Raw genomic sequence first — 23,828 nt, forward strand, 5'->3', positions numbered from 1 at the left:
ATAAGATGCGCATATTATCACAGCGTCATAAATTAGCTCAAAAGGAAATCACAGTTTTGTATATAAGGTCTTTTATTTGTACATGTTAAATTTTAGTCCTGAACTTTAGCGCGGTTCGATGCGTACCATAAAATCGACTTAATCAAAATTGATATGAAGTCAGCTAACAAACTATGCGATACTGATCGCTGTTTTATTTACATAAGTCATAGAGTGAAACGATGGATAAAATTGAAATACGCGGTGCCCGAACCCACAATCTTAAAAATATCAATCTAACCATTCCCCGTGACAAACTTATTGTGATAACTGGGTTATCCGGTTCAGGAAAATCATCATTAGCCTTCGATACCTTGTATGCAGAAGGCCAACGTCGCTATGTTGAATCGCTGTCGGCCTATGCACGTCAATTCTTGAGCTTAATGGAAAAACCTGATGTCGATCATATTGAAGGCTTAAGCCCCGCCATTTCAATTGAACAAAAATCCACTTCACATAATCCGCGTTCAACGGTCGGTACTATTACCGAAATCTATGACTACTTACGCTTGTTGTTTGCCCGAGTGGGCGAACCACGCTGTCCAACACATAATCAGCCTTTGTCGGCGCAAACGGTTAGCCAAATGGTTGATAAAGTGTTGGCCATGCCAGCAGACAGTCGCCAAATGCTGCTCGCGCCTGTGGTTAATGATCGTAAAGGCGAACACGTTAAACTGCTGGAAAGCTTATCAGCACAGGGATATATCCGTGCGCGTATTGATGGCGAGGTGTGTGACTTAACCGATCCACCAACATTAGATTTACACATTAAACACACTATTGAAGTGGTCGTTGACCGCTTCAAAGTACGTGAAGACATGAAACAGCGTTTAGCGGAGTCATTTGAAACCGCATTAGAGCTGTCTGGCGGTATTGCCAAAATAGCCAGTATGGAAGATAGCAGTAAAGAAGAACTGATTTTTTCGGCTAACTTTGCCTGTCCGCACTGTGGCTATTCGATGGCAGAACTTGAGCCGCGGATCTTTTCGTTTAACAATCCCGCTGGGGCGTGCCAAACCTGTGACGGTTTAGGTGTACAGCAGTTTTTTGATCCCGACCGAGTGATCGCTAACGATGAATTATCCTTAGCCGGTGGCGCCATTAGAGGTTGGGACAGACGCAACTTTTATTATTTTCAAATGCTCAGCTCACTCGCTGAACATTATAAGTTCGACGTTGAAAAACCCTATGCCGAGCTGAGTGACAAAATCAAAAAGATTGTTCTATACGGTTCAGGCAAACAAAGTATTGCCTTTAAATACATCAACGATCGCGGTGATGTGGTGGTGCGTAACCATCCGTTTGAAGGCATTTTAAATAATATGGATCGCCGCTACCGCGAAACCGAAAGTAATTCGGTGCGCGATGAGCTGTCTAAATTTATTAATATGCAACCGTGTAACAGCTGTAGTGGTTCGCGCTTACGTGAAGAAGCCCGTAACGTGTTTATTGGCGAACTCAATCTACCGCAGCTCACCACTTGGTCAATTGGCGAAGCCAAACAGTATTTCGACACAGTTGAGTTTGCAGGGCAACGTGCACAGATTGCCGAAAAAATATTAAAAGAGATCAGCCAACGTTTAGGCTTTTTGGTTAATGTTGGCCTTAACTATTTGAGCTTATCGCGATCAGCAGAAACCTTATCAGGTGGCGAAGCGCAACGCATTCGCTTGGCCAGCCAAATCGGTGCCGGGCTAGTGGGCGTAATGTACGTGCTGGACGAACCGTCGATTGGCTTGCATCAACGCGATAATGAACGCTTACTGCAAACTCTTATTCACCTACGTGATTTAGGCAATACCGTCATTGTGGTTGAACACGACGAAGATGCTATTCGCCTTGCAGACCATGTTATTGATATCGGCCCAGGTGCTGGTGTGCATGGCGGCGAAGTAATTTGTGACGGTACCTTAGAAGACATTCTTAACTGTGAAGCATCGGTCACGGGTCAGTATATTTCCGGTAAAAAGCAAATTCACATTAGTGACGAGCGCACGCCGATGAACCCGAAACAAGTGATTGAACTATTTGGCGCATCGGGTAATAACCTAAGAGATGTTGATTTAACCATACCTGTTGGCTTATTTACCTGTATTACCGGGGTATCTGGCTCAGGTAAATCGACACTGATTAACGACACCTTCTTTAAAATAGCCCATAGGATGCTCAATGGCGCTACCGTCGATGAACCTGCGCCTTATAGAAGCATTGAAGGCATGGAGCATTGTGACAAAGTCGTTGATATTGACCAAAGCCCCATTGGTCGCACACCGCGTTCAAACCCTGCTACTTATACCGGTATTTTTACCCCAATCCGTGAGCTGTTTGCTGGCACGCAAGAATCACGTACCCGGGGTTATCAAGTGGGGCGCTTCTCGTTTAACGTCAAAGGCGGTCGTTGTGAAGCCTGCCAAGGTGATGGTTTAATTAAAGTCGAAATGCACTTCTTACCTGATGTTTATGTGCCTTGCGATTCGTGTAAAGGTAAGCGTTATAACCGTGAAACCTTAGAAGTAAAATACAAAGGCAAAAACATTCACGAAGTACTGCAGATGACCGTTGAAGATGCTCGCGTCTATTTTGATGCCATCCCCTCTATTGCGCGTAAACTGCAAACCTTAATCGATGTCGGCTTGGCGTATATTCGCTTAGGCCAAAGTGCAACGACCTTGTCTGGTGGTGAAGCTCAGCGAGTAAAACTGGCTAAAGAGTTGTCTAAACGCGATACCGGAAAAACCTTATATATTTTGGATGAACCCACTACAGGGCTGCACTTTGCCGACATTCAACTATTGTTAGATGTACTGCATCGCTTGAAATCTCATGGCAACACTGTGGTAGTGATTGAACATAATTTAGATGTGATAAAAACCGCAGATTGGATTATTGATTTAGGCCCTGAAGGTGGCGCTGGCGGCGGCATGATTTTAGCTGCTGGCACTCCAGAAGATGTAGCTGAACATCCTCAATCGCATACCGCTAGATTTTTAAAGCCAATGTTGGCGCTTCACAAACAACGTGCAAAAATGAAATAACCAAGCCGCCACCTTAAGCAAATAAGAGGAGATAACACCCATGTTTACTGCTCAAACTTGTTTTAAGGTGGTTAGCTTTGGCTTATGGTGTGGCTTATCAATAGCCTTACTCAGCGGCTGTAGTCAAACGCCGCGCCAATGCTCATCAGCTATACTAAGCAGCTGGCCCGATGCTCATCAACAAATCACCCAAGATATCTCAATCTTAACCACTGCAGAATTTCAAGGGCGCAAAACCGCCACGCAAGGTGCTCGCCTCACGCAAGAGTTCTTAATCAAACGCTTTGCTGAAATGGGATTACAACCCTGGCAAGCAACATTTGCCGTACCATTTAGTTATGATTATCAATTTTCGACCGCCTCAGGAGTCAATATCATTGCCACTATTGCAGCAAAAACCAATTCCAACCGATGGCGAGTCATTACTGCCCACTACGATCACTTAGGTCAAACAGCCAGTAAACGCTATCCAGGAGCCGATGATAATGCATCAGGTATTGCAGGAATGATGGCGATTGCAGCCCAATGGCAAGGTGATCCGCCGTTAGATGATGTGAACTTAATGCTAGTGGCTACTGACGCAGAAGAGCCAGGCCTATATGGTAGCTATGCTTTAGTTGCCTGATTACAACAATATCCACAAATGGAAATTGAACTGAGCATCAATTTAGACATGATAGGTCATCCCGATCGTCGCAAAGCCATTTACATGGAAGGCCAGAAAAACCTAGTTGATTTTGAATCGATTGAGCAAGAATTAATGCAAAAAACTCAATTATGCATTAAGACTCATCACAGCAATTTGTTAAGTGGAAGGATGAATAAAACCGACTGGCTTAGGGCATCTGACCATTATCCATTTCACCAAGCGGGTTATCCTTGGGTGTACTTTGGGGTGCCACCGCATGCTCAATACCATACACCCGAAGACACAATCGATACTTTAGACATAGACTTTATCGTGGCGGTTGCTGAAACAGTGTATCAAATGATCAGTATCGATAAGCTGACCAAAGCCCCATAAATCGCTTAATCTGCGACAACAAGTGTTCACTTTTCAACCAATTAACAGATTTTAAAAATCAAGAATCAGGCCAATCTTCAACTTTAATGGCCAAATTAATGTTTATTTTCAGTTTTTACGTGGTCAACTTGCAATCTTGCTGCTATAATACGCCCCCTTATCGGCGCGGGAAATCGACACGGGGTTGATTTTCTGTCTGTGAAACTTTAGCACGAGCTTCCGAACTTCGTGCGCATCCACAAGGCTACAACTCAATGTCATCTGAAAGAACTTTCCGCGAACTCGGCCTGTCTGAGTCTTTGTTGCGTTCGCTTGACGAGTTAGGTTATGAAAACCCAACTCCAATTCAAGCTGCGAGTATCGACCCGCTTATGGCTGGTAAAGATATTATCGGTCAAGCACAAACTGGTACTGGTAAAACAGGCGCATTTGCCCTGCCTTTACTAAACAAAATCGACATGAAAATCAATGCTCCACAGATTTTGGTGTTAGCTCCAACCCGCGAATTAGCGGTTCAAGTTGCCGAAGCATTTGGTAGTTATGCCAAATTCATGAAAGGCTTCCACGTACTACCGATTTACGGTGGTCAAAGCATGCAACAACAATTAAACGCCCTTAAGCGTGGACCACAAGTGATTGTTGGTACTCCAGGTCGTGTAATGGATCACATGCGTCGTGGCACATTAAAACTAGATAGCTTAAAAGCATTAGTATTAGACGAAGCCGATGAAATGCTAAAAATGGGCTTCATCGACGATATCGAATGGGTATTAGAGCACAAGCCTGCTGATAGCCAACTTGCATTATTCTCAGCGACTATGCCTGAGCAAATTAAGCGCGTTGCAGCTAAGCACTTATCTAACCCAGTGAATATCAGCATAGCGTCTAGCCAGACAACGGTTGAGTCTATTGACCAACGTTATGTGCAAGTATCACAACACAATAAACTAGAAGCGTTAGTACGTGTTTTAGAAGTTGAAAATACTGAAGGTATTATCATCTTCGTTCGTACCCGTAACAGCTGTGTTGAATTAGCAGAAAAATTAGAAGCCCGTGGTTATGCTTCATCGCCATTGCATGGTGACATGAATCAGCAAGCTCGTGAGCGTGCTGTAGAGCAGCTTAAGCGCGGCAAGTTAGATATTTTAATCGCGACTGACGTTGCGGCACGTGGTCTAGACGTTGAACGTATTGGTCACGTAGTAAACTACGATATTCCTTATGATTCAGAAGCCTATGTACACCGTATCGGTCGTACTGGTCGTGCTGGTCGTACTGGTATGGCAATTCTATTTGTAACCAATCGTGAAATGCGCATGTTACGCACTATCGAACGTGCTACAAACAGCCGTATTTCACCAATGAAAGTACCTAGCCCTGAATCAGTTGCAGAGCGTCGTTTATCTCGTTTAGGCGAGCAAATCCAAGAAACCATCAACGGTGACTTAGATTTCATGAAAAACGCTGTCGCAGAATTATGTCAACAACTTGAAGTTGATACCGATTTACTGGCTGCTGCTTTGTTACAACAAGTACAGCAAGAACGTCCACTACAGTTACCGACTATTACCGAGCGTCAACGTGATTCACGTGACGAACGTGGTAGTAGCGACCGTGGTGACCGCAATAGCGACCGTGGCGATCGTCCACGTCGTGAACGCAGTGACCGTGGCGAGCGTAGCAGCCGTCCAGCACCAAACAGCTTTGGTGATGCAGAAGGCTTAAAAGATAACCCAGACGTGAAAATGAATCGTTATGTTATCGATGTAGGTCGTGAAAATGGTGTTGGTGTAGGTAACATCGTTGGTGCAATTGCTAACGAAGCAAACATCGACAGCCGTTTCATTGGTCAAATCCAATTGTTTGATCAAGTCACAACAGTTGATTTACCAGACGGAATGCCTAAAGACATCCTTTCACACCTAAGAAAAGTGCGTGTTTGTGGTCGTCCTTTAAACATTCGTGAAGCGGGTGATGAAGTGTTCGCTGACACGACTCGCGGCGCAGGCGCTCCACGTCGTCCACGTAGTGATCGTGCTCGTAGTGACCGTCCACGTACTGACCGCCCAGCGGGTGATCGTCCGGCTAGTGACCGCCCTGCAAGTGCAGAACGTCGTCCACGTAAGCCACGTGACAACGGTTAATCATTCAGTTGAATGACACAAAAAATGGAGCCTAAGGGCTCCATTTTTGTTTTCTACAACATAGTCTTGGTTCAAAAAAACTAACAGTTATCACTAATTAATTTGCCTACAACAGGAATGTAGGCAATATTATCATTCTCGAATGAATTAACCCGATAGGTAATCTAAATGGATTTTTTACTCGTCGTTGCACAGATATTTGGCTCGACATTCCTTGACGCTACAAAATCAGCCAAGCAAGATAAAACCTTGCTATGGATGATGATAATTGGCGGCACACTATTTAGCGCATTTGGTTTAATGCTTTATTACCTCGCGCAACATAGTTAATGCCTAGCGACTATTTACAGTACAGTCCTGAACGCTTTGGCCTGCTTACGCTTTTGATACAAGGGGACAATTTGCACGGCAAACACCGAACACACAATCATAACGATGCCAGCAAATGACAAAACATCAATATCGGCACCGGCAAATACCCCGCTCCACCAACCAAGATTGACCACAACTTCTGTCGCAGTAAAACTCAATACCGGTGTTAATGCCAACATGGCACTGACTTGTGCCGTGGGCCAATATTGCATTGCTTGACCAAAACAGCCATATGCAATCAAGGTGTTGGCACCACAAAACAGGACGATCCACCATTGGTTTAATGTCATTGCTTCAAACTGACTAAAATCACTAAATGGCGCCATAAGCACAATGCCTAATGCGTAAATAAATAACAGCACATTACTGGGTGATAACCGCTGACTTACCGATTTCTGCAATAATGCATAACTGGTCCAAGACATCACCGAAAACTGTACAATCATAATGCCAATCAATACCTGATGATCACTGGCTTGGTTTAAATCGAGCTGTGGATGGAAAAACATCAACATCCCCAATCCTAGGGTGGCAAAACAACTCAGTTGAAATGCGTTAAAGCGTTCTTTAAAAAACAGCACCCCGCCAAAGGCTAAAAAAAACGGCGCGGTTTGAAAATTAAGCTGCGCAGTACCTGGGGCTAAATAGCCCAATGAATACACAAACGATACATAGTTGCACATCAACAATACCCCAGCTAATACCAATTTCATCCATATCGCTGCCGGCAGTCCTGCAAATTGGCGTAATGCACCTAAGCGCCATTGAATTAACAAGGTCACCACTAATGCCATAACAAACCGAAACCAAGTCAGGGTAACTGGGGTAATAAAACCACCGGATAACTTTAACGCAATAGGCAAAATACCCCAGAAAAATACCGCAATAGACACGAATATCAGCCCCAAACGGTTATTAATATTTTCTTGTTCGCTGTTCAATTGTTGTTATTCCAAACACTATTTAGGAACTGAATTTTGCCTGATTAACCTCACAAAGTCTTGAACAAGATATTGCTAAACTACCCAAAGATTGTTCGCATAACAAAAAAGCCTATTTCAACTCACCCTTTCCCGTGGCAAACCCGTTTAATGCAGGTAAAATAGCCGCCATAAAAACCCTATACGCCCTTCAACCTAAGGAACACTCGCATGAGTCTTGCTGATTCCGTTCTTGCAGTTAACAATGATTTACCTATCCGTACCGACAAGCCTGTTCACAGTGGTAAAGTTCGCAGTGTTTACTGGCTAACAGATGCTGATAGCCGCCGCTTAATTCGCGACAAAGGTTACGATGTACCTGAAGATACTCCGCTGGCGATTATGGTGATCAGTGATCGCATTTCTGCATTTGACTGCATTTTTCATGGCGAAGGTAACTTGCAGGGGATCCCAGGTAAAGGAGCAGCACTCAATGCCATTTCTAATCATTGGTTTGGCTTGTTCGCTGAAAATGGTTTAGCCGATAGCCACATTTTAGACATTCCACACCCTTTTGTGTGGATCGTTCAAAAAGCTCGCCCGATTAAAGTAGAAGCTATTTGCCGTCAGTACATAACGGGGTCGATGTGGCGTGCTTATTCAAAAGGTGAACGAGTCTTTTGTGGCATCACCCTGCCAGAAGGCTTAAGCAAAGATCAAAAACTACCTGAACTGCTAATCACCCCGTCTACCAAAGGTATTTTAACCGGTATTCCTGGTGTGCCAGCACAGGATGACGTCAATATTAGCCGCAGTGATATTGAAGCCAACTACCAAGCATTTGGCTTTGAAAAACCACAAGATATCGACCTATATGAAGTTCTGCTCAAGCAAGGCTTTAAGGTAATATCTGATGCGCTAGCCAAGCTTGACCAAGTGTTTGTCGATACCAAATTCGAGTTTGGCTATGTCAACGATAAAGACGGCAACGCTAAACTCATTTACATGGATGAAGTTGGCACCCCTGATTCATCACGTATTTGGGATGGCGCAGCTTATCGCGAAGGTAAGATTGTTGAAAATTCCAAAGAAGGTTTCCGTCAATTCTTGTTAAACCATTTTGACGATGCCGACATTTTATTAAACAAAGACAGAATGCCAGAACGTGAAGCGCTTGCCCGTGACAACGACTTGCCGTTAGAGGCTATGATGAGCGTATCACGCACTTATATTGGTGTGGCTGAAAAAGTAACTGGAGCCACGATTCCATTACCTGCGAATCCAAAAGCTGACATTATTAAAGTGTTACGTGAACAGTATGATTTAATTGAATCAATCTAAGTTTGCTTAACAAAAAGGCGCTTAGGCGCCTTTTTTTATGTGTGCAAATCTGCACATAGTACGCAATAGTAGTAACGGGTTTATACACCATGGCTCATAAAAAAAGGACGACAATTGTCATCCTTTTTTATGTATCATCAATTAACTACGATACCGATTAACACATCATTATTAACTACGACGGCGTAAGCCTAGTGCACCTAATAACATCAATGCGAAGTAACCTAAACTACCACCGTCACTGTCTTGAACAGGCTCTGGTGTTGGCGTAGGCGTTGGTGTTACTGGCGCAGGGTAGCTTAGTGCAATGATCACAGGGTCATGGTCAGAAGCTGAGAATGCACTTTCAGACTTAACCAAATCACCAGTGTATTTACTACCATATTCAAACAGGTTAGATTCAACTGAGTTTATGTGCCAGTCGTCAATATCGACTAACTTAGCTGCTAAGCTCGCATTACCTAGTGCATGGTCTAAGTTACCTAACTCACCGTTGTAGCTGTATGAGTAAGTCGTTGCACCATGAGCTTGAGTGTTTAAGTTAATTAACCCATAACCTTTATCAATTACACTGCCTTCACGCTCGTACACTTTACCGTTTAAAGTGGTCCAAGACGCGGTGCGGATAACATGATCTGTGGTTGACGCATCATAGTCAGTCAATACAGCAACTGGATCTTCTTTGCCATAAGCATTTAAATCACCAATAACCAGTATATCGCCTTCGACATCTTTTAATGACTCACCCAATACTTTAGCCGCTGATACACGGAAAGCATTACACTTGCCTTGCATGTCTGCTGGCTCAGCATTTTCATTAAACTCAGCCCAGTCTTCGATACAACCTGAACCTTTCGATTTTAGGTGGTTAACAACGACGGTCAGTTTTTCATCATTAATACTAAACGTTTGCACTAAGCTGTGACGTTGGAACTTATCAGAACTAGGGCTTTTCTCAACCACACCATCTTTCTCGCGAGTTTGAGCGCCTTCTGCAGCATGTTGCTCAGGCGTTGCAATAACTTTTGCTGCGCCGTCTAAAGTGATGCGCGCTGGGCGATATAACATACCAACGGTAATGGCATCGGTACCAATAAACTTACCGTCGTATTTGTCCGCATCTGCAATTTCGATAAAGCGATATGCTTGCTCATCGGTTAATTCAGCATTCAGTGCATCAACTAAATTTTGCACTGCACTTAGCTCACCAAAGCCATTGTTAGCGATTTCCATTAAGCCAACAACATCAGCATTCATGGCCACTAGCGCAGACACAATCTTAGTGCGTTGCAGAACCATTTCCTCTTCCGTTAGCGCGCCACGGTTACTGTTTGATGGATTGGCATCACCGCCAACAGCATCGTTAAAGAAATTCAATACGTTAAAGCTAGCGACGCGAATATCACCCATGTCTGCCACAGTCGGCGCATCAGTGCGATCATTTACACGGATAAAATCACCCGCAGTAATGGTGTTGGTCGCTAAAATTCGGTATGAGTTGTAGCTATAACCAATCACGCCTTCAAGGTTTGTGAGCTGATCGCCCACACGGATATAACCGGTCTCAGCATTAAAGTCAGGGAAGTAAGGCACTTCACCGTCTTTTGCTTTGAAGTCAGACTCTACAAATAACTGATTTACCGCATTGGCTTTACCGAGTGCGATTGCATCGGCTGAATTCGGTTCAAACACTTGAGTAGGCTTCATTAATGGCGCTTTATGAGACAACATCATATTATTGCGGTATGAATCATAATCGAAACTAAAGGTACGAGAAATTTTCATCTCGCTACCAGCATCTAGCTTCACTTTCATGCCTTCAACACGTTCTAATGCTTGTGCAAGCGTTTCACCATCGGCAACATAAAATGCACTGGCAGCAGGTACGTCACCCATTGCTCCCACTTCAAATTTTTGATCGTCTTTAATGTCTATCTGAGTTGAGCCGTAATACTCGCTGACTTTACCTTGCACACACACTTCAGCGCCGGGCTGAATCGTGTCTGGTGCCGCTTGGTTCATGAAAACAAAAATACCGTCAGAAGTATAAGGTGAGTTATCACCTTGCATGTCTTGAATAAAGAAACCTTTGTATAAACTGTCACTTCTGGCAGTAACTATCCCTTTTACGGTTACTTCGTTAGCGGATGAAAAACTCCCCTCGGCAAGTAAAGGACTTGCATCTCCAGCACCTTGAACGTCATAAATATTAGTTAGCGTTGCACCATTACAGGTAAATGTAGATGGCTCTGGCGCAACCGCAGCATCAAGCGAACCTAAACCACTGAAAGTGTCTTTTTCTAATTCAACCCACTGGGTAGCATCATAGGTAGTGTTAGCCGTTAAGTTATCTAAATTACGTTGGAAGGTGGCATCTAACCCCCAGCCACTTGGCGTTGGAATTTCACCAATTACATCAACTAACACACCGTCTTTTAATAGACCAACAGCATCGCCACCATTAAAGTACAAGTTGCCAGTCATAGAGTCTGTGGCTGCCGGTAAGGTAATCGCTGCACTTGGGTGCAAAATCACTTTGACACTTTTTGCTGCTATCGAATCGGTTAACTCAACCATATCTAGCGCTGCTGTATCGCCGTCTTTATAACGAACTAATTTGTAACCTGTTAAATCAACCGCAACATCACTGTTGTTGTACAGTTCAATCGCTTTATTATTTGCACTACCCTCAACGTATTCACTTATCAATACATCTGCATTTGCCATCATAGGCAATGCTGCAGCAACTGCGAGTGAAACCGCCGTTAGTTTAGTCAGTCCTTTCATTTTGTAACCCCATATTTTGTAATATAAATGCTATTTTTTTGTAATATGCGGCGCGATTGTCCCAAAGTTTGTTTACAGAAAAAAGAACATAGATCACATTAATGAGGTAAATAAATTTGATATCTGATTGATTAACAAGTAATTTTATCCTTATAGAAAAACGACATATGAGAATAAAAGAAATACATCAAATAAAACAATAACTAGACTCAGAACACGACTAGACATAATGACAACTTAACAAGATAAGTTTTGTAACAATTCTGTTGAAAATAAAATTAAAAATAGAATTATTTGTTTCATATTGGATTTTTTGGCGTAACATCAGCTTGAAAATGTAAGGCTTTTAGCTAACTATTACGCTAATATTGGCTGATTGACATGGCAGACACCGGATGAGCTGTCGACATAGATAATTCATTTAAGTTATTCGTGTTATTGTCGATATTGAACATGAACCAATGCCATATTGGTCACAAAAAAATACTGCCACGCTGACTATTAGTATCAAAACACTAACGGCTCATCTAGTATTCAAATTTATTGTATTTACAGGTTTAGGTACTAAAACCATGAAAGAAGTTGATTTTAGAAATATCGATAAACTCTTCATCAAAATGTCCATTAACGATAAGTTTTGGACGATTTTCGGACTATTCCTCATCATTTTATCAAGCGTATCGTTTAGCAGTTACTTTAGTAAAATAGACAACATTGAGCAGCAATCTCTGCATGTTTTAGAGCAAAAAACGGCCGCTACAGTACAAGCACTTGATGCGACCAATCAGCTAGATCAAGCCTCAAGTCTCGGCTTACAAGTATCGGGTCGTTTGCAAACCAGCTCACGCCAACAAGATACTGTTACTGCCGTTTATACATTAAATAACCAATATTATGCGATGAGTGAATCAGTCTATGGCCAAGAAGCTACGGCTAAGCAAGCGGCATTAGTTTCGTTATTGCTATCATTCTTGTGGGTGTTACCGTTTGCATTGGTGATTTACTGGAATGCCACCTTTATTGGTGGTGCCCTATGGGTGTTGTGGAGTACCACAGAAAAAATTGCCAAAGGTGATTTAACCTCTCGTTTAGGTTTCCATCCTGGTCGTGATGAGTTCGGTACCATTGGCTGCGCACTAGACAAAGCCATGGACACATTAACTGAACTTGTCGTTGCTGTGAAAAAAAGTGCCGGAACATTGCAAACCACTTCCAGCTCATTTGCCAATGATGCAGTACAAAGTGCTGAACAAATTGACTTACAGTATGCTTCGCTCGACTCAGTCGCTACGGCAATGGAAGAAATGACCGCATCTGCGGCAGAAGTGTCGAATATTGCCCGTAATTCGACCCAAAGAGTGGAACAAGATTCAGAATATACACGCCAGAGTTATGACCGAGCAAAACGTGCCATTAATGAGATTAAGCAGTTATCTAGCTACATTGAACAAACTTCAAACTCGGTCACGACCTTAAAAGTCAATGCCACCAATATTAATGAAGTCATTACCACGATTAATGCCATTTCAGATCAAACCAACTTACTGGCATTAAACGCAGCCATTGAAGCGGCGCGCGCTGGTGAAATGGGTCGTGGTTTTGCTGTGGTTGCAGACGAAGTAAGAACCCTTGCCGGTCGTACTCAAGCAGCAACGGTTGAAATTCATAAAATGATCGAATTACTGCAAACTGAAACACTTAATATCGACAGTATTACTCGCGATACCGTCAAGCAAGCACAGACCAGTAGCGATCTAATTACCAATATTGGTACCGATATTAATGCCATTTCAGAATCATCGAAATCGATTATGGACATGAGCTTCCAAATTTCAACGTCATCAGAAGAACAAAGTGCCGTAGCCAATGATATTGCTAAAGAACTGACTGAAATAAGACAGAAATCAAATATTATTAGAGGTTTATCGCAACAGTCTTCAAGTGGTGTTAAAGAACTATCAAAAGCATCAAGTGATTTAGGTAAGATTTTAAGCCAATACCGCACAAATTAACTTATTTACAAATAGGTTTACTCCTATATCTATGCAAGATTAAAAACGACGGGTAATGGTTAACATTATCCGTCGTTTTTTTATTCTGCCATCAGCTAACGTCCGCTATTACCTATACTTTACATACTGTTTATGAGTATACTTTTCACGCTAAATGGATCTATACCTTTTAGCCCGTTCAGGTATAATCCGCCCACTTTGACATCCCCACCAATATCGTTAACTTTATGTGTGAGATCATATGACAGTTGAAACTTTTAAACCCAAGCAAACCACCACGTTAGACATTCCGGTAAAAACACTTAAGGCCAATAGCCTGAACACAGAAACCACCGGTAATCGTATTGGATTTGTTTCATTGGGTTGCCCCAAAAACCTTGTCGACTCTGAACGGATCCTGACACAGTTGCGCACTGAAGGTTATGATGTCACCAACAGTTACGATGATGCCGATCTGGTAATTGTCAATACATGTGGCTTTATCGATAGTGCAGTACAAGAGTCTTTAGAGACCATAGGTGAAGCATTAGCGGCAAACGGTAAAGTGTTAGTGACGGGTTGTTTAGGGGTAAAGAAAGACGAAATTATCGAACTTCATCCTAATGTTTTAGGGGTGACTGGCCCTCATGCTTATGATGAAGTGTTAAAGCAAGTTCACCTGCATGTTGAGAAACCAAAACATAATCCATTAATTGATTTAGTGCCTGATCACGGCATCAAACTGACCCCTAAACATTACGCCTATTTGAAAATATCCGAAGGCTGTAATCACCGCTGTACTTTCTGCATTATCCCTTCAATGCGCGGTGATTTAGACTCTCGCCCTATTGGTGACGTATTAGGTGAAGCGCAGCGTCTCGTGAATGCTGGCGTGAAAGAATTACTGATTATTTCACAAGACACCTCGGCTTATGGCGTTGATGTAAAACATAAAACTGCTTTTTGGGATGGTATGCCAGTTAAAACCCATATGCAGCAGCTTTGTGAGCAGTTAGCCAAACAAGGTGTGTGGGTTCGTTTGCATTATGTTTACCCTTACCCACATGTGGATGACATCATTCCACTTATGGCACAAGGTAGTATTTTACCGTATTTAGACATTCCGTTTCAGCATGCTAATAAACGCATACTTAAACTAATGAAACGTCCTGGTAGTTCAGACAAAGTATTAGAACGCATTGCTAAATGGCGCGAGATTTGCCCAGAATTAGTGATTCGTTCGACCTTTATTGTTGGCTTCCCGGGTGAAACTGAAGCAGAGTTTGAAGAGTTACTCGACTTTTTAGAAGCCGCACAACTTGATCGCGTCGGTTGTTTTAAATACTCGCCGGTTAAAGGTGCTAAGGCCAACGACTTACCAGACCATGTCCCTGATGATGTTATGGAAGACAGATTACAGCGCTTTATGGCTGTGCAAGCACAAATTAGTGCCGACAAATTGCAAGCTCGAATTGGGCAAGAATATCTCATTCTAATTGATGAAGTAAACACCGAAGGCGCAGTAGGCCGCTCATACATGGACGCGCCAGAAATTGACGGAAAGGTCTATTTAACCGACGAGTTTGACGTCCAGCCAGGTGATCAAGTATGGGTACAGATTATTCATGCCGATGAGCACGACGTGTGGGGCGTGAAAGTCGAAGATTAATCCTCCTCAGTTGTAATACATGCTCTACATAAAAGCCGATATCATTGATATCGGCTTTTTGTTTGAGCTTATTTACTCATCAAGCAATATCATCACTACTCTCTTCACTGTCTAAGCCACAGCCTAATAACAAGGCCCCCATTGCAGACATTGTCATCAATCGACTTATTTTTTTGTTAAACATATTTACTCTATTAACCATCTAGTTACATTTGCAAGAGTTATGACACCCCTTGCCTGTAAACGACTATCAGGAAAGGTAAAGTAAAGATATAAAGCGTCAAGAGCCAAGTTGAAGTTAAAAAAAGCCTCTTAATCAATTAGATAAGAGGCTTTTATTGTTTGCATTTAAACCATAAATGCGTTGATCAGCAAAAGGGGTTAATTCCCCGCAATTTTCATCTCGCTCAGTAAAATTCCACCGGTACGGATTGATGAACGTAAATCGCGATCTTTACCTACACCTTGTATTCCCATAAACATGTCTTTTAAATTACCCGCTATGGTGATCTCTTCTACTGGGTATAGCACTTCGCCATTTTCAACATAGAAGCCAGCCGCGCCGCGAGAATAATCACCCGTAACGCCATTAACGCCTTGGCCCATTACTTCGGTAACAATTAAGCCAGTATTCATGGTTTTGACCAAGTCATCAAATGTTTGGTTTGAATGGCTTAAGGTCCAGTTATAAATACCACCAGCATGACCAGTATTGGTCATACCTAGCTTACGTGCAGAATAACTGGTTAATAAGTAAGTTGCTAATTGGCCGCGATCAATAATACGCCGATCTTGGGTAGCGACACCTTCGCTGTCATAATTAGCGCTGGCTAAAGCACCTAACAAATGTGGCTGCTCTTCGATGCTAAACCAGTCTGGGAATATTTGGGTATTCAATGCCTCCATTAAGAAGCTCGACTTGCGGTAAATACTGCTGCCACTGATCGCACCAATTAAATGGCCCATCAGGCCGGTAGCAATTTCTGGCGCAAATAGCACCGGCATTTTCGCGGTGGCAATTTTACGTGCATCTAAACGGCTTAAAGTTTTGTTTGCCGCTTGCAAACCAACGGCTTCTGGAGACAATAAATCACTGTACTTACGCGCAACGGTATAGTCATAGTCACGCTGTAAATTGCCATCAGACTCTTCGCCTATCACCACACAGCTCAAACTGTAGCGAGAGCTGCAATAGCCATTAAGAAACCCATGGCTATTGCCATACACTCTGGCAGCTGTATGCGCATTAGCGCTGGCGCCGTCTGAATTTCGGATACGACTATCAACTGATAAACTGGCTTCTTCAGCGCGAATAGCCAGCTGTGCCAGCTCTTCTGCATCGATATCGTGTGGATGGTATAACTCTAAATCGCGAATATCTTGCGCCATCAAAGCGGGATCAGCCAAGCCACTAAAAGGATCCTCTGAAGTATATTTTGCAATACCATCGGCGGCTTTTACCGCTTGGCGAATCGCCTCTGGGCTTAAGTCCGAGGTTGATGAGCTGCCTTTGCGACCATCGCGGTAAATGGTAATGCCTAACGCACCGTCTTTATTAAACTCAACGGTTTCAACTTCTTTTTCACGGGTAGAAACCGACAAACCTTGCTGCTTACTAATAGCCACTTCAGCGGCCGAAGTGCCTAACACTTTTGCGTATTCTAACGCGACAGCGACAGCATCTTTTAACGCAGATAATTCAGAATCAATTCTAGGTGTTGGTTCAGTTGCGCTAGGCGCTGAAGAAGGATGAGAAGCCACAAAATTACTCTTTGATTAGTCTAGTTGCCGCTAGCATATCAAATTCAATTGGCGATTGATAACCGTGCATTTATATCGCTCACTATCATCAATAAATTCTGCATATTCTAGGCCAAATAAATGCTATCATTAACGCATATTGACTTGAGGTTTATGACTATGAAAATTGTTGGCGATTCTGAACTGTTTCAGCAGCCCTATGATAATGATGACAACTATGTCAGCAGAACAGGCGTTAAAAAAGAAAGTGAGGATGCTCAAGCACTTGGCATGCGTTTAGTGGCCCTGAGCAAAACTCAATTAGACAAAATGGGTTTAGATGAATTCTTATATGATGCGATTCTAAAATCAAAACTGATTAAGCAAAAAACCGAAGCCTATCGCCGCCACTTGCAATACATTGGTAAATTGATGCGTGGATACGAGCATGAACCTATTGAAGCAGCACTCGATAAAGTGTTGAACAAAAACAATAATGAAGCTGCTCAAATACAGATTTTTGAAAAGATGCGCGAGCGTTTATTAGCAAATGGTGATGACGAGGTTCAAGTACTTCTGAATTTACATCCACAACTTGATCGTCAAAAACTGCGTCAACTGATCCGCCAAACGAATAAAGAACTGGCTAAAGGCCCAGAATCAAAATCGTCTAAAGAGCTATATAAGTATTTAAGAGCTGAAATCAAAGACTAGGGCCATTTCAAAAATAGTCTGTTTAATAGAATAAGGATATTGCTAATGCGGCTAAAAATGATGACTCGCACACTAATGTTACTATTAACTTCAGTGTTGCTATTTACAGGTTGCAACGGTGCTGCGGATGGCACCGATGCTGACACGTCAAATGGCAGTTACAGTATTACTGTAGGCTATCAAAATGTCGTCAATGGCCAATGTGATGCCAGTACTGAATCTCTGATTTTTGATATCGATGGCAGTTTTTGTGCCGTTGCACATCTCAAACTCGGTAATGCTAACGTCAGCGGAGCCCTGATTACATTCAGTACTAGCACTGCCACAGTCACACCCGCTAGCGCATTAACATTATCTTCCGGCCTTGCGACTACGATTGTCACGTCTGGCGGCATCGAGGCTGGCATTCTTAGCGCAACTTATTCACCAAGCGATGCTGACTCAGTTAGCGCGAGTCGCAATTATCAATTTAAAGAATACACCACAAGTATTCCTGCTGAAGCGATTCAATTAACAGCTTCAATTACAGATGCTACAGGTCCAATTACCCGCTTTAATCTTGATAAAACAGTGCAACTTAGCGCGTTACTTACCGACAGCAATAACCAAGGTATTGCTAACCAAATTGTCACATTCAATGCCGGTAGTGCGACGTTAACGCCCGCGACTGCTCTGACTAAAGCTTCAGGTATCGCCACTCTTAATTATACTCCGTCAGCATCAGAGTTAGGCGCCAGTTTATTAACAGCCACAACAGAATATCAAGGGGTAACCCTCAGCAGTACTAGCGCTTATGAAGTGTTAGCGACTGACGACATTGCCACTGCCGGCATCGTAAAAATGGGATCCATTGATGCTAATGGTGAGTTTGTCGAAGGAGAATTAGCCACAACACTAACAGCAGCGGATGGTAGTTATACCATTAGCGCCGGTGGCACTTTTGGGGTTACCGCGACGCTCGTCAGCGAAGACATAGCTGGCAATATGACTCGCTTACAAAGCCCGACCAGTATTAGCTTTAGTTCAGACTGTTCCTTCAATGATAATGCCTCACTCGATTCACCTATCACCAGCTTATCTGGCTCAGCAAGCTCAACATTTTCTGATGTTAGTTGCAGTGGTAATAGTGAACGCAATGACACTATCATCGCGACCACTACTGTTAATGGCAGTAGTTTACGCGCAAGCTTACCTTTTATCTTAGCCCGCCAGACCTTATCTAACGTGAGTTTTGTGTCAGCTGACCCAAGCCAAATCCGTATCAAAGGTTCAGGCGGCACAGGCTCAACTGAATCATCTTTAGTCACCTTTTTAGTTTCTAGTGCGAATGGTCAACCTGCTGCTCAACAACAAGTAAACTTTAGTCTAGATACTACCGTTGGCGGTTTACAGTTTGCTAATGGCGCAGTAACAGATAGCAGTATTACTAACGCCCAAGGCTTGGTCAGCGTTCGCGTTCAAGCCGGTACGATTCCAACACCGGTTCGGGTAATGGCATCAACAACTGATGCTGACACGAATAAAACCATTACCAGCCAATCAGAGCAACTCACCGTCAATACCGGAATACCACAGCAACTAGGCTTTAGTATTTCAAGGTCAAACGGTAATCCTGAAGCGGGTGACTACAATGGCGAGCAAGTGACCATTACCGCTTATGCCTCTGACAGTTTTGGTAACCCGGCACCAGATGACACGACCATCAACTTCACCGCTGAAGGTGGACAAATTGAGCCATCGTGTACTATTGCAGATGGTCGCTGTTCAGTTATTTGGACATCGGCATCGCCACGAGTAAGCGATCACCGTGTCACGATTATGGCTTATGCCTTAGGACACGAAACTTTTTTCGATACCAACGGTAACAATGTGTTTGATGCTGCTGATGGCGGCGTGGTTAATGGTTGTTTAAATGGCACAACGTCAATTGCGTGTAATGGTGATGGTATGGATGTTGAAACTTACCATAACAGTGGCTTTGTTGATTTACCTGATGCCTTTAGGGATGACAATGAGTCTCGCACCCATGACTTAGGTGAGCCATATTTTAATATTCAAGCCAGTACTGCGTATCAAGCGGCTGATGGTAAATTTAACGGCCCTCAGTGTGAAGGCAGCTTATGTGATAGCACTGCCACGACCACCTATATTCGTAAAGCATTGGTGTTAACTATGTCAGGCTCTAATGCGACGTTTGTTGTGAGTCAAGATGACGCTGTGATTAACGATTACACCAGTGATATTCAACCTATCGGATTAAATGCAATATCGACGTTTACTGTGGTGTTAACAGATAGTGCCAAGCAAATATTACCTTCAGGTACCATCTTAACCGTTGCCAGCACTGAAGGTGAGTTGCAGTTCTCTGGCTACAGCGTACCGAACGCAACATCGGCGGGGGGAACATCAACCACCTTTACCCTCAAAAATATCGGTACACCTGGCACCAGCCAAGTAACACTGACAGCAACGACGCCTAAAGGTGTGGTCACTGAACTGAAGTTTTATGTCAGCTTGTTATAAAAGACTGCTCTAGAGTGACTAAACAGCCTGCTCTTTTAGCAGGCTGTTTTTATTATTGGAATTCGTTGATAAGTTGTTACAATAAGCACGTTGTGCACTATGGAACTCCACTGTGCATAACGTTGAATCCAAATAGGTAAACAGGGCTAGTTTACTCATTCGAGGGCCAGAATACGCCTCTCGACGCATACTAAGGAATAATAATGCGCAAACTTTTTATACTTTCTACTTTGACCGCAGGCGTGCTTCTTAGCGCTTGTGCCGCTAAACCCCCTATCGTTGCACAAAACAAAACTGTGGTAGTGAATGACCAAACCATCATTTTTGGTGGCATATACGACAAAGAAAAAAACAAGCTACAGTTAATCGCTAATGGTGACACGATCATGCAAGGTCGATTCCCACCAATGACCCCAACCCAGCATCTTAACGCTAAGTTCAAAGGCATGGCTGTAAAAGGTGATTGCTATTTCGGTTCGGTATTAGGCGATCAAGGCGGTAGCTTTGGCGTGGTAGCGAGTATTATCCAATCTGCAAAATCAAGCACCGCTGATAAGTGCGATATCTTTATTGATGGCACTAAGCTAGAAACATTGTACTTCTAATCGAGTAGCAGCCATAAGCCCTAGCCCTGCTTACCTCCTGATGACCAAAGTGCTAAAAACATTGCACTGAGATGGTGCGATGTTTATTAGTTTAAGCACTAAAGCAACTCAAAATATAAATACCACATGTGTTAGTACTTTGTTTAAATAAGACTTTAAAGCATGGTCTGATCTTTGCTTTCACAATAATGATAATAAAAATGCACTACTGCTTAGTCGACACTGTTACTCCATTAAATGACTTAATTAGTCCTTGCTGAGAATTAAATGCTTCCTTTACACACCTCAATGCGTGGCCTACGTTGCTTTTGCGTCGCAGCTGAATGCTTAAGTTTTAAAGAGACGGCTAAAAAGCTGTACCTCACACCATCTGCCGTTAGCCACCAAATTAAGCAATTGGAAGAAACCCTCAATCTAAGCTTGTTTATCCGTCAAACCCGCTCGGTTGCATTAACTGAAGTTGGTGCACGGTTTTACCAAGCGATCGAGCCAGTGATGCAGCAACTGGTCAACACTGTCAGTGAATTTAATCAATCAGACAGAATGCTCGAAGTCAGTATTTCAATGCCTGAGTTTTTCGCTAGCGAGCTGTTTATGCCTAAACTTATTGGCTGGTCATCCAAATACCCCAATATCAACCTTAAACTCGAAACGATTAAATCGCGCAGTGATGTGATAAAACACACTGATGTATCGATTATGCTTTCGGGTAAACAGCAGCCTAGCGATAATGTATATGACCTATTTCCAATAACGTATATGCCAGCATGTAATGCACAGCTCCACTCTGAGCTATCATCACAAGGCTTTAAAGCGTTAACCAAGGTGCCGTTGATATTACATAAAGCCAGACCCTACGCATGGCATCAATGGGCTGACAATATCGGCTTTGAGCAATTCAAACCCAAACAAATTATTCAATTAGACAGTATGTTCAGTGTCGCGCGAGCAGCAGAGCAAGGGCTTGGTGTAGCATTAATACCCCTGCCTATCAGCCAAGCGTGGTTTGATAACAAAATCCTGATTCCATTATTCCCCCAGCCACTTTATAGCCATGACCGCTATTACCTCACCCGCCATTCCAATGAACAGCAGCGCCCAGAAGTGCAATTGCTAATAGACTGGATCCTTAAAAGCTTTCACGATGAAAGCCGTTAGGTGTCAAAAGTTGAAGGGCTTAGGATATCTGGCTCAGATTGAGATAAAAGCAGTTTTCACATGAGCCATGAAAATGATTAAAAATCGTGGTGCAGCTAAAATAACGGCTTGTCATAGGTTGAATTAAGCAATCCTAGCGATTAAAACTCGCAGTAATGTGACTTTTTTATACCTATTTACACACAACTTGCGCATCACTGGCGATATAAATCACAACACGCTTATGAAGTTCGTTATTGGTAACGTAACCACAACTACCGTGATACACCGCTAAATCTTTAGCGTCGATTCTATAGGTATAGACCCCATCTCGTTGTTGCGTTAGAGCATAATGAAGCGTATTACTCGTGCCTTGTTCAATTGAGCCAAAATCCAAATGAGTACTGGGTAAATCAATTTCAGCCAGAGTGATCTCGGCTCCCGAATTATTTACTATTGTGATACTCGGTAAAATATAAAAACTCGAGTAATAGAGCACAACCAAAAAAACAGTTACCGAAAATACAATTTTATACAAAAGTTTCATTATGTTTCCGCTGATAAAATACCGCTGTATGCAGTGGCTAAATATAGTGAAGAGGCAGCGAACATCGTCTGTCTCGTCCTTCTTGTTTTTCTTTTGTATGGCAAAGTCTAGCAATTTTTTGGCGGTCAATATCATGCTTGATATTTAAAAATGGTCAGCGCAAAAAGAAAGCGAGAGGAGCAACATGTCTAGTTTGATAATCTAAGATTCACTCCAAAAAAGCAAACCTCAGCATAAATGACTATTTTTGCCAACAACTTGACTGTGGCATCAAGTCATAAACAAAAGTACGGGCCACCGATCAGCAGTATCTATTGAGTGATGTTAAATAAAGCATCGCAACAATCAATCAAGATAAACACGATAAAATACCTAAGTCGCTCACCATCACTGCACTAAGCTCGATTAACTTGTCGATATAAGTGAATTTTTTTAATCTATTAATGCGTTTTTTATCGTTTGTCGGCTTTAGTCCTTTTGACTAAAGTTCATCTGTAGCGCGGCGCTACGTAAACGTTTAAGGGAGCGACATCATGAAAAAAAGCATAGTTAACGGCCTAATGAGTGCCACATTAATACTGACAGCATCGACAAGTGTTATGGCTGACGAACAAGGCCATCACATCAATAGCAATGCCTACAAAATGGTATTAATTGAAGATGTACCAGGTGTTAACGCATTGCAATCTGGTGATGTTCAGCAAGGGCTCACAGCAACATTGTCTGCAAGTAAATACACAGTGGATGACTATTCTCGCAATGTGAACTTATGTGCAGGTTACGTACAATTATCTGACATGGAAAATGCCGAAAAAGCCTGTGATGCTGCAGTGAAAAGTGCCCGTACTCAAGTCGCAATTGCATCAATGGTAGAGCGTGCTTATGCCTACAATAATCGCGGCATAATGAAGTTAATCAATAATGACAAATTAGGTGCATTAGCTGATTTTAAATATGCGGCAAAAGTGGATAACAGCAGTATTTATCAGCATAACGTTGAACGTTTACAAGCATCATTAACCAGCACACAAGACGGAATGATGTAATTGGACCCCGACCAAAAAACCGTCACGGTTCAATGCAATCAGCCAAACAGTTTTTTGTTAGTACATCTTGCTGAATGTGCAGTAATAGACAGGTCAATCAATACGATACCTGTCTATTTTTGTTAGCAGAATTTATTGACCGAACGTGAGACTGCTACAGCCTTTTTGTCGTTTACACTCGATACTAAGTTTAC

At 42.7% G+C, this 23,828-nt stretch carries 15 protein-coding genes and 1 pseudogene; 12 read left to right on the forward strand and 4 right to left on the reverse strand.

What is annotated here, in order from left to right; all coding sequences use genetic code 11:
* Positions 1–221: 221 nt before the first annotated feature.
* From uvrA to GW828_RS04375, 4 genes and pseudogenes are all read left to right on the forward strand, one after another.
* Positions 222–3,074 carry an excinuclease ABC subunit UvrA gene (gene uvrA / locus GW828_RS04360; RefSeq protein ID WP_182741186.1) on the forward strand — a complete coding sequence of 951 codons (2,853 nt, stop codon included), beginning with the start codon at positions 222–224 and terminating at the stop codon, positions 3,072–3,074.
* A 292-nt stretch (positions 3,075–3,366) separates the two neighbouring features.
* A pseudogene (locus tag GW828_RS04365) lies at positions 3,367–4,098 on the forward strand (M20/M25/M40 family metallo-hydrolase).
* Positions 4,099–4,352: 254 nt separating this feature from the next.
* Positions 4,353–6,242 carry a DEAD/DEAH box helicase gene (locus GW828_RS04370; RefSeq protein ID WP_124015291.1) on the forward strand — a complete coding sequence of 630 codons (1,890 nt, stop codon included), beginning with the start codon at positions 4,353–4,355 and terminating at the stop codon, positions 6,240–6,242.
* A 168-nt stretch (positions 6,243–6,410) separates the two neighbouring features.
* Positions 6,411–6,572 carry a hypothetical protein gene (locus GW828_RS04375; RefSeq protein WP_182696880.1) on the forward strand — a complete coding sequence of 54 codons (162 nt, stop codon included), beginning with the start codon at positions 6,411–6,413 and terminating at the stop codon, positions 6,570–6,572.
* A 14-nt stretch (positions 6,573–6,586) separates the two neighbouring features.
* On the opposite strand, the gene GW828_RS04380 is transcribed toward GW828_RS04375, so the two are convergent.
* Positions 6,587–7,555 carry a DMT family transporter gene (locus tag GW828_RS04380; protein WP_182741188.1) on the reverse strand — a complete coding sequence of 323 codons (969 nt, stop codon included), beginning with the start codon at positions 7,553–7,555 and terminating at the stop codon, positions 6,587–6,589.
* A 210-nt stretch (positions 7,556–7,765) separates the two neighbouring features.
* Between GW828_RS04380 and GW828_RS04385 the strand changes: the two genes are divergently transcribed.
* Positions 7,766–8,875 carry a phosphoribosylaminoimidazolesuccinocarboxamide synthase gene (locus GW828_RS04385; RefSeq protein WP_182696882.1) on the forward strand — a complete coding sequence of 370 codons (1,110 nt, stop codon included), beginning with the start codon at positions 7,766–7,768 and terminating at the stop codon, positions 8,873–8,875.
* Between the two features lie 171 nt (positions 8,876–9,046).
* Here the strand turns inward: GW828_RS04385 and exeM are convergent, their stop codons facing one another.
* Entirely contained in the window at positions 9,047–11,662 is a 2,616-nt protein-coding gene (gene exeM, locus GW828_RS04390; RefSeq protein WP_273057803.1) for an extracellular exonuclease ExeM, read from the reverse strand.
* 572 nt (positions 11,663–12,234) lie between these two features.
* Between exeM and GW828_RS04395 the strand changes: the two genes are divergently transcribed.
* Positions 12,235–13,674 carry a methyl-accepting chemotaxis protein gene (locus GW828_RS04395; protein ID WP_273057802.1) on the forward strand — a complete coding sequence of 480 codons (1,440 nt, stop codon included), beginning with the start codon at positions 12,235–12,237 and terminating at the stop codon, positions 13,672–13,674.
* Positions 13,675–13,915: 241 nt separating this feature from the next.
* A complete protein-coding gene (gene rimO, locus GW828_RS04400) occupies positions 13,916–15,322 on the forward strand; it encodes a 30S ribosomal protein S12 methylthiotransferase RimO (protein WP_182696885.1) in 1,407 nt (468 codons plus the stop codon).
* 381 nt (positions 15,323–15,703) lie between these two features.
* Here rimO and pmbA read toward each other — a convergent pair whose 3' ends face one another.
* Positions 15,704–17,083 carry a metalloprotease PmbA gene (pmbA, locus tag GW828_RS04405; RefSeq protein WP_182696886.1) on the reverse strand — a complete coding sequence of 460 codons (1,380 nt, stop codon included), beginning with the start codon at positions 17,081–17,083 and terminating at the stop codon, positions 15,704–15,706.
* A 159-nt stretch (positions 17,084–17,242) separates the two neighbouring features.
* Here pmbA and yjgA point away from each other — a divergent pair, with 159 nt between their 5' ends.
* From yjgA to GW828_RS04425, 4 genes are all read left to right on the forward strand, one after another.
* Positions 17,243–17,776, forward strand: coding sequence for a ribosome biogenesis factor YjgA (gene yjgA / locus GW828_RS04410; protein ID WP_273057801.1), 534 nt, complete (start codon positions 17,243–17,245; stop codon positions 17,774–17,776).
* Positions 17,777–17,821: 45 nt separating this feature from the next.
* Complete coding sequence (locus tag GW828_RS04415; RefSeq protein WP_273057800.1) at positions 17,822–20,299, forward strand: Ig-like domain-containing protein; 2,478 nt, start codon at positions 17,822–17,824, stop codon at positions 20,297–20,299.
* Positions 20,300–20,502: 203 nt separating this feature from the next.
* Positions 20,503–20,904, forward strand: a complete 402-nt coding sequence (locus GW828_RS04420) for a YajG family lipoprotein (RefSeq protein ID WP_124015300.1) — start codon at positions 20,503–20,505, stop codon at positions 20,902–20,904.
* 267 nt (positions 20,905–21,171) lie between these two features.
* Positions 21,172–22,062 (forward strand): LysR substrate-binding domain-containing protein, encoded by an 891-nt coding sequence (locus GW828_RS04425; RefSeq protein WP_124015301.1) that lies wholly within the window; start codon positions 21,172–21,174, stop codon positions 22,060–22,062.
* A gap of 172 nt (positions 22,063–22,234) precedes the next feature.
* Here the strand turns inward: GW828_RS04425 and GW828_RS04430 are convergent, their stop codons facing one another.
* Complete coding sequence (locus GW828_RS04430) at positions 22,235–22,588, reverse strand: hypothetical protein (RefSeq protein ID WP_182755545.1); 354 nt, start codon at positions 22,586–22,588, stop codon at positions 22,235–22,237.
* Positions 22,589–23,121: 533 nt separating this feature from the next.
* On the opposite strand from GW828_RS04430, the gene GW828_RS04435 reads away from it, so the two are divergent.
* Positions 23,122–23,634: a hypothetical protein gene (locus GW828_RS04435; protein ID WP_124015303.1), complete on the forward strand. Its 513-nt coding sequence runs from the start codon at positions 23,122–23,124 to the stop codon at positions 23,632–23,634.
* Positions 23,635–23,828: the final 194 nt, after the last annotated feature.

This window comes from Shewanella vesiculosa, assembly GCF_009994065.1.
Taxonomy (GTDB): domain Bacteria; phylum Pseudomonadota; class Gammaproteobacteria; order Enterobacterales; family Shewanellaceae; genus Shewanella; species Shewanella vesiculosa.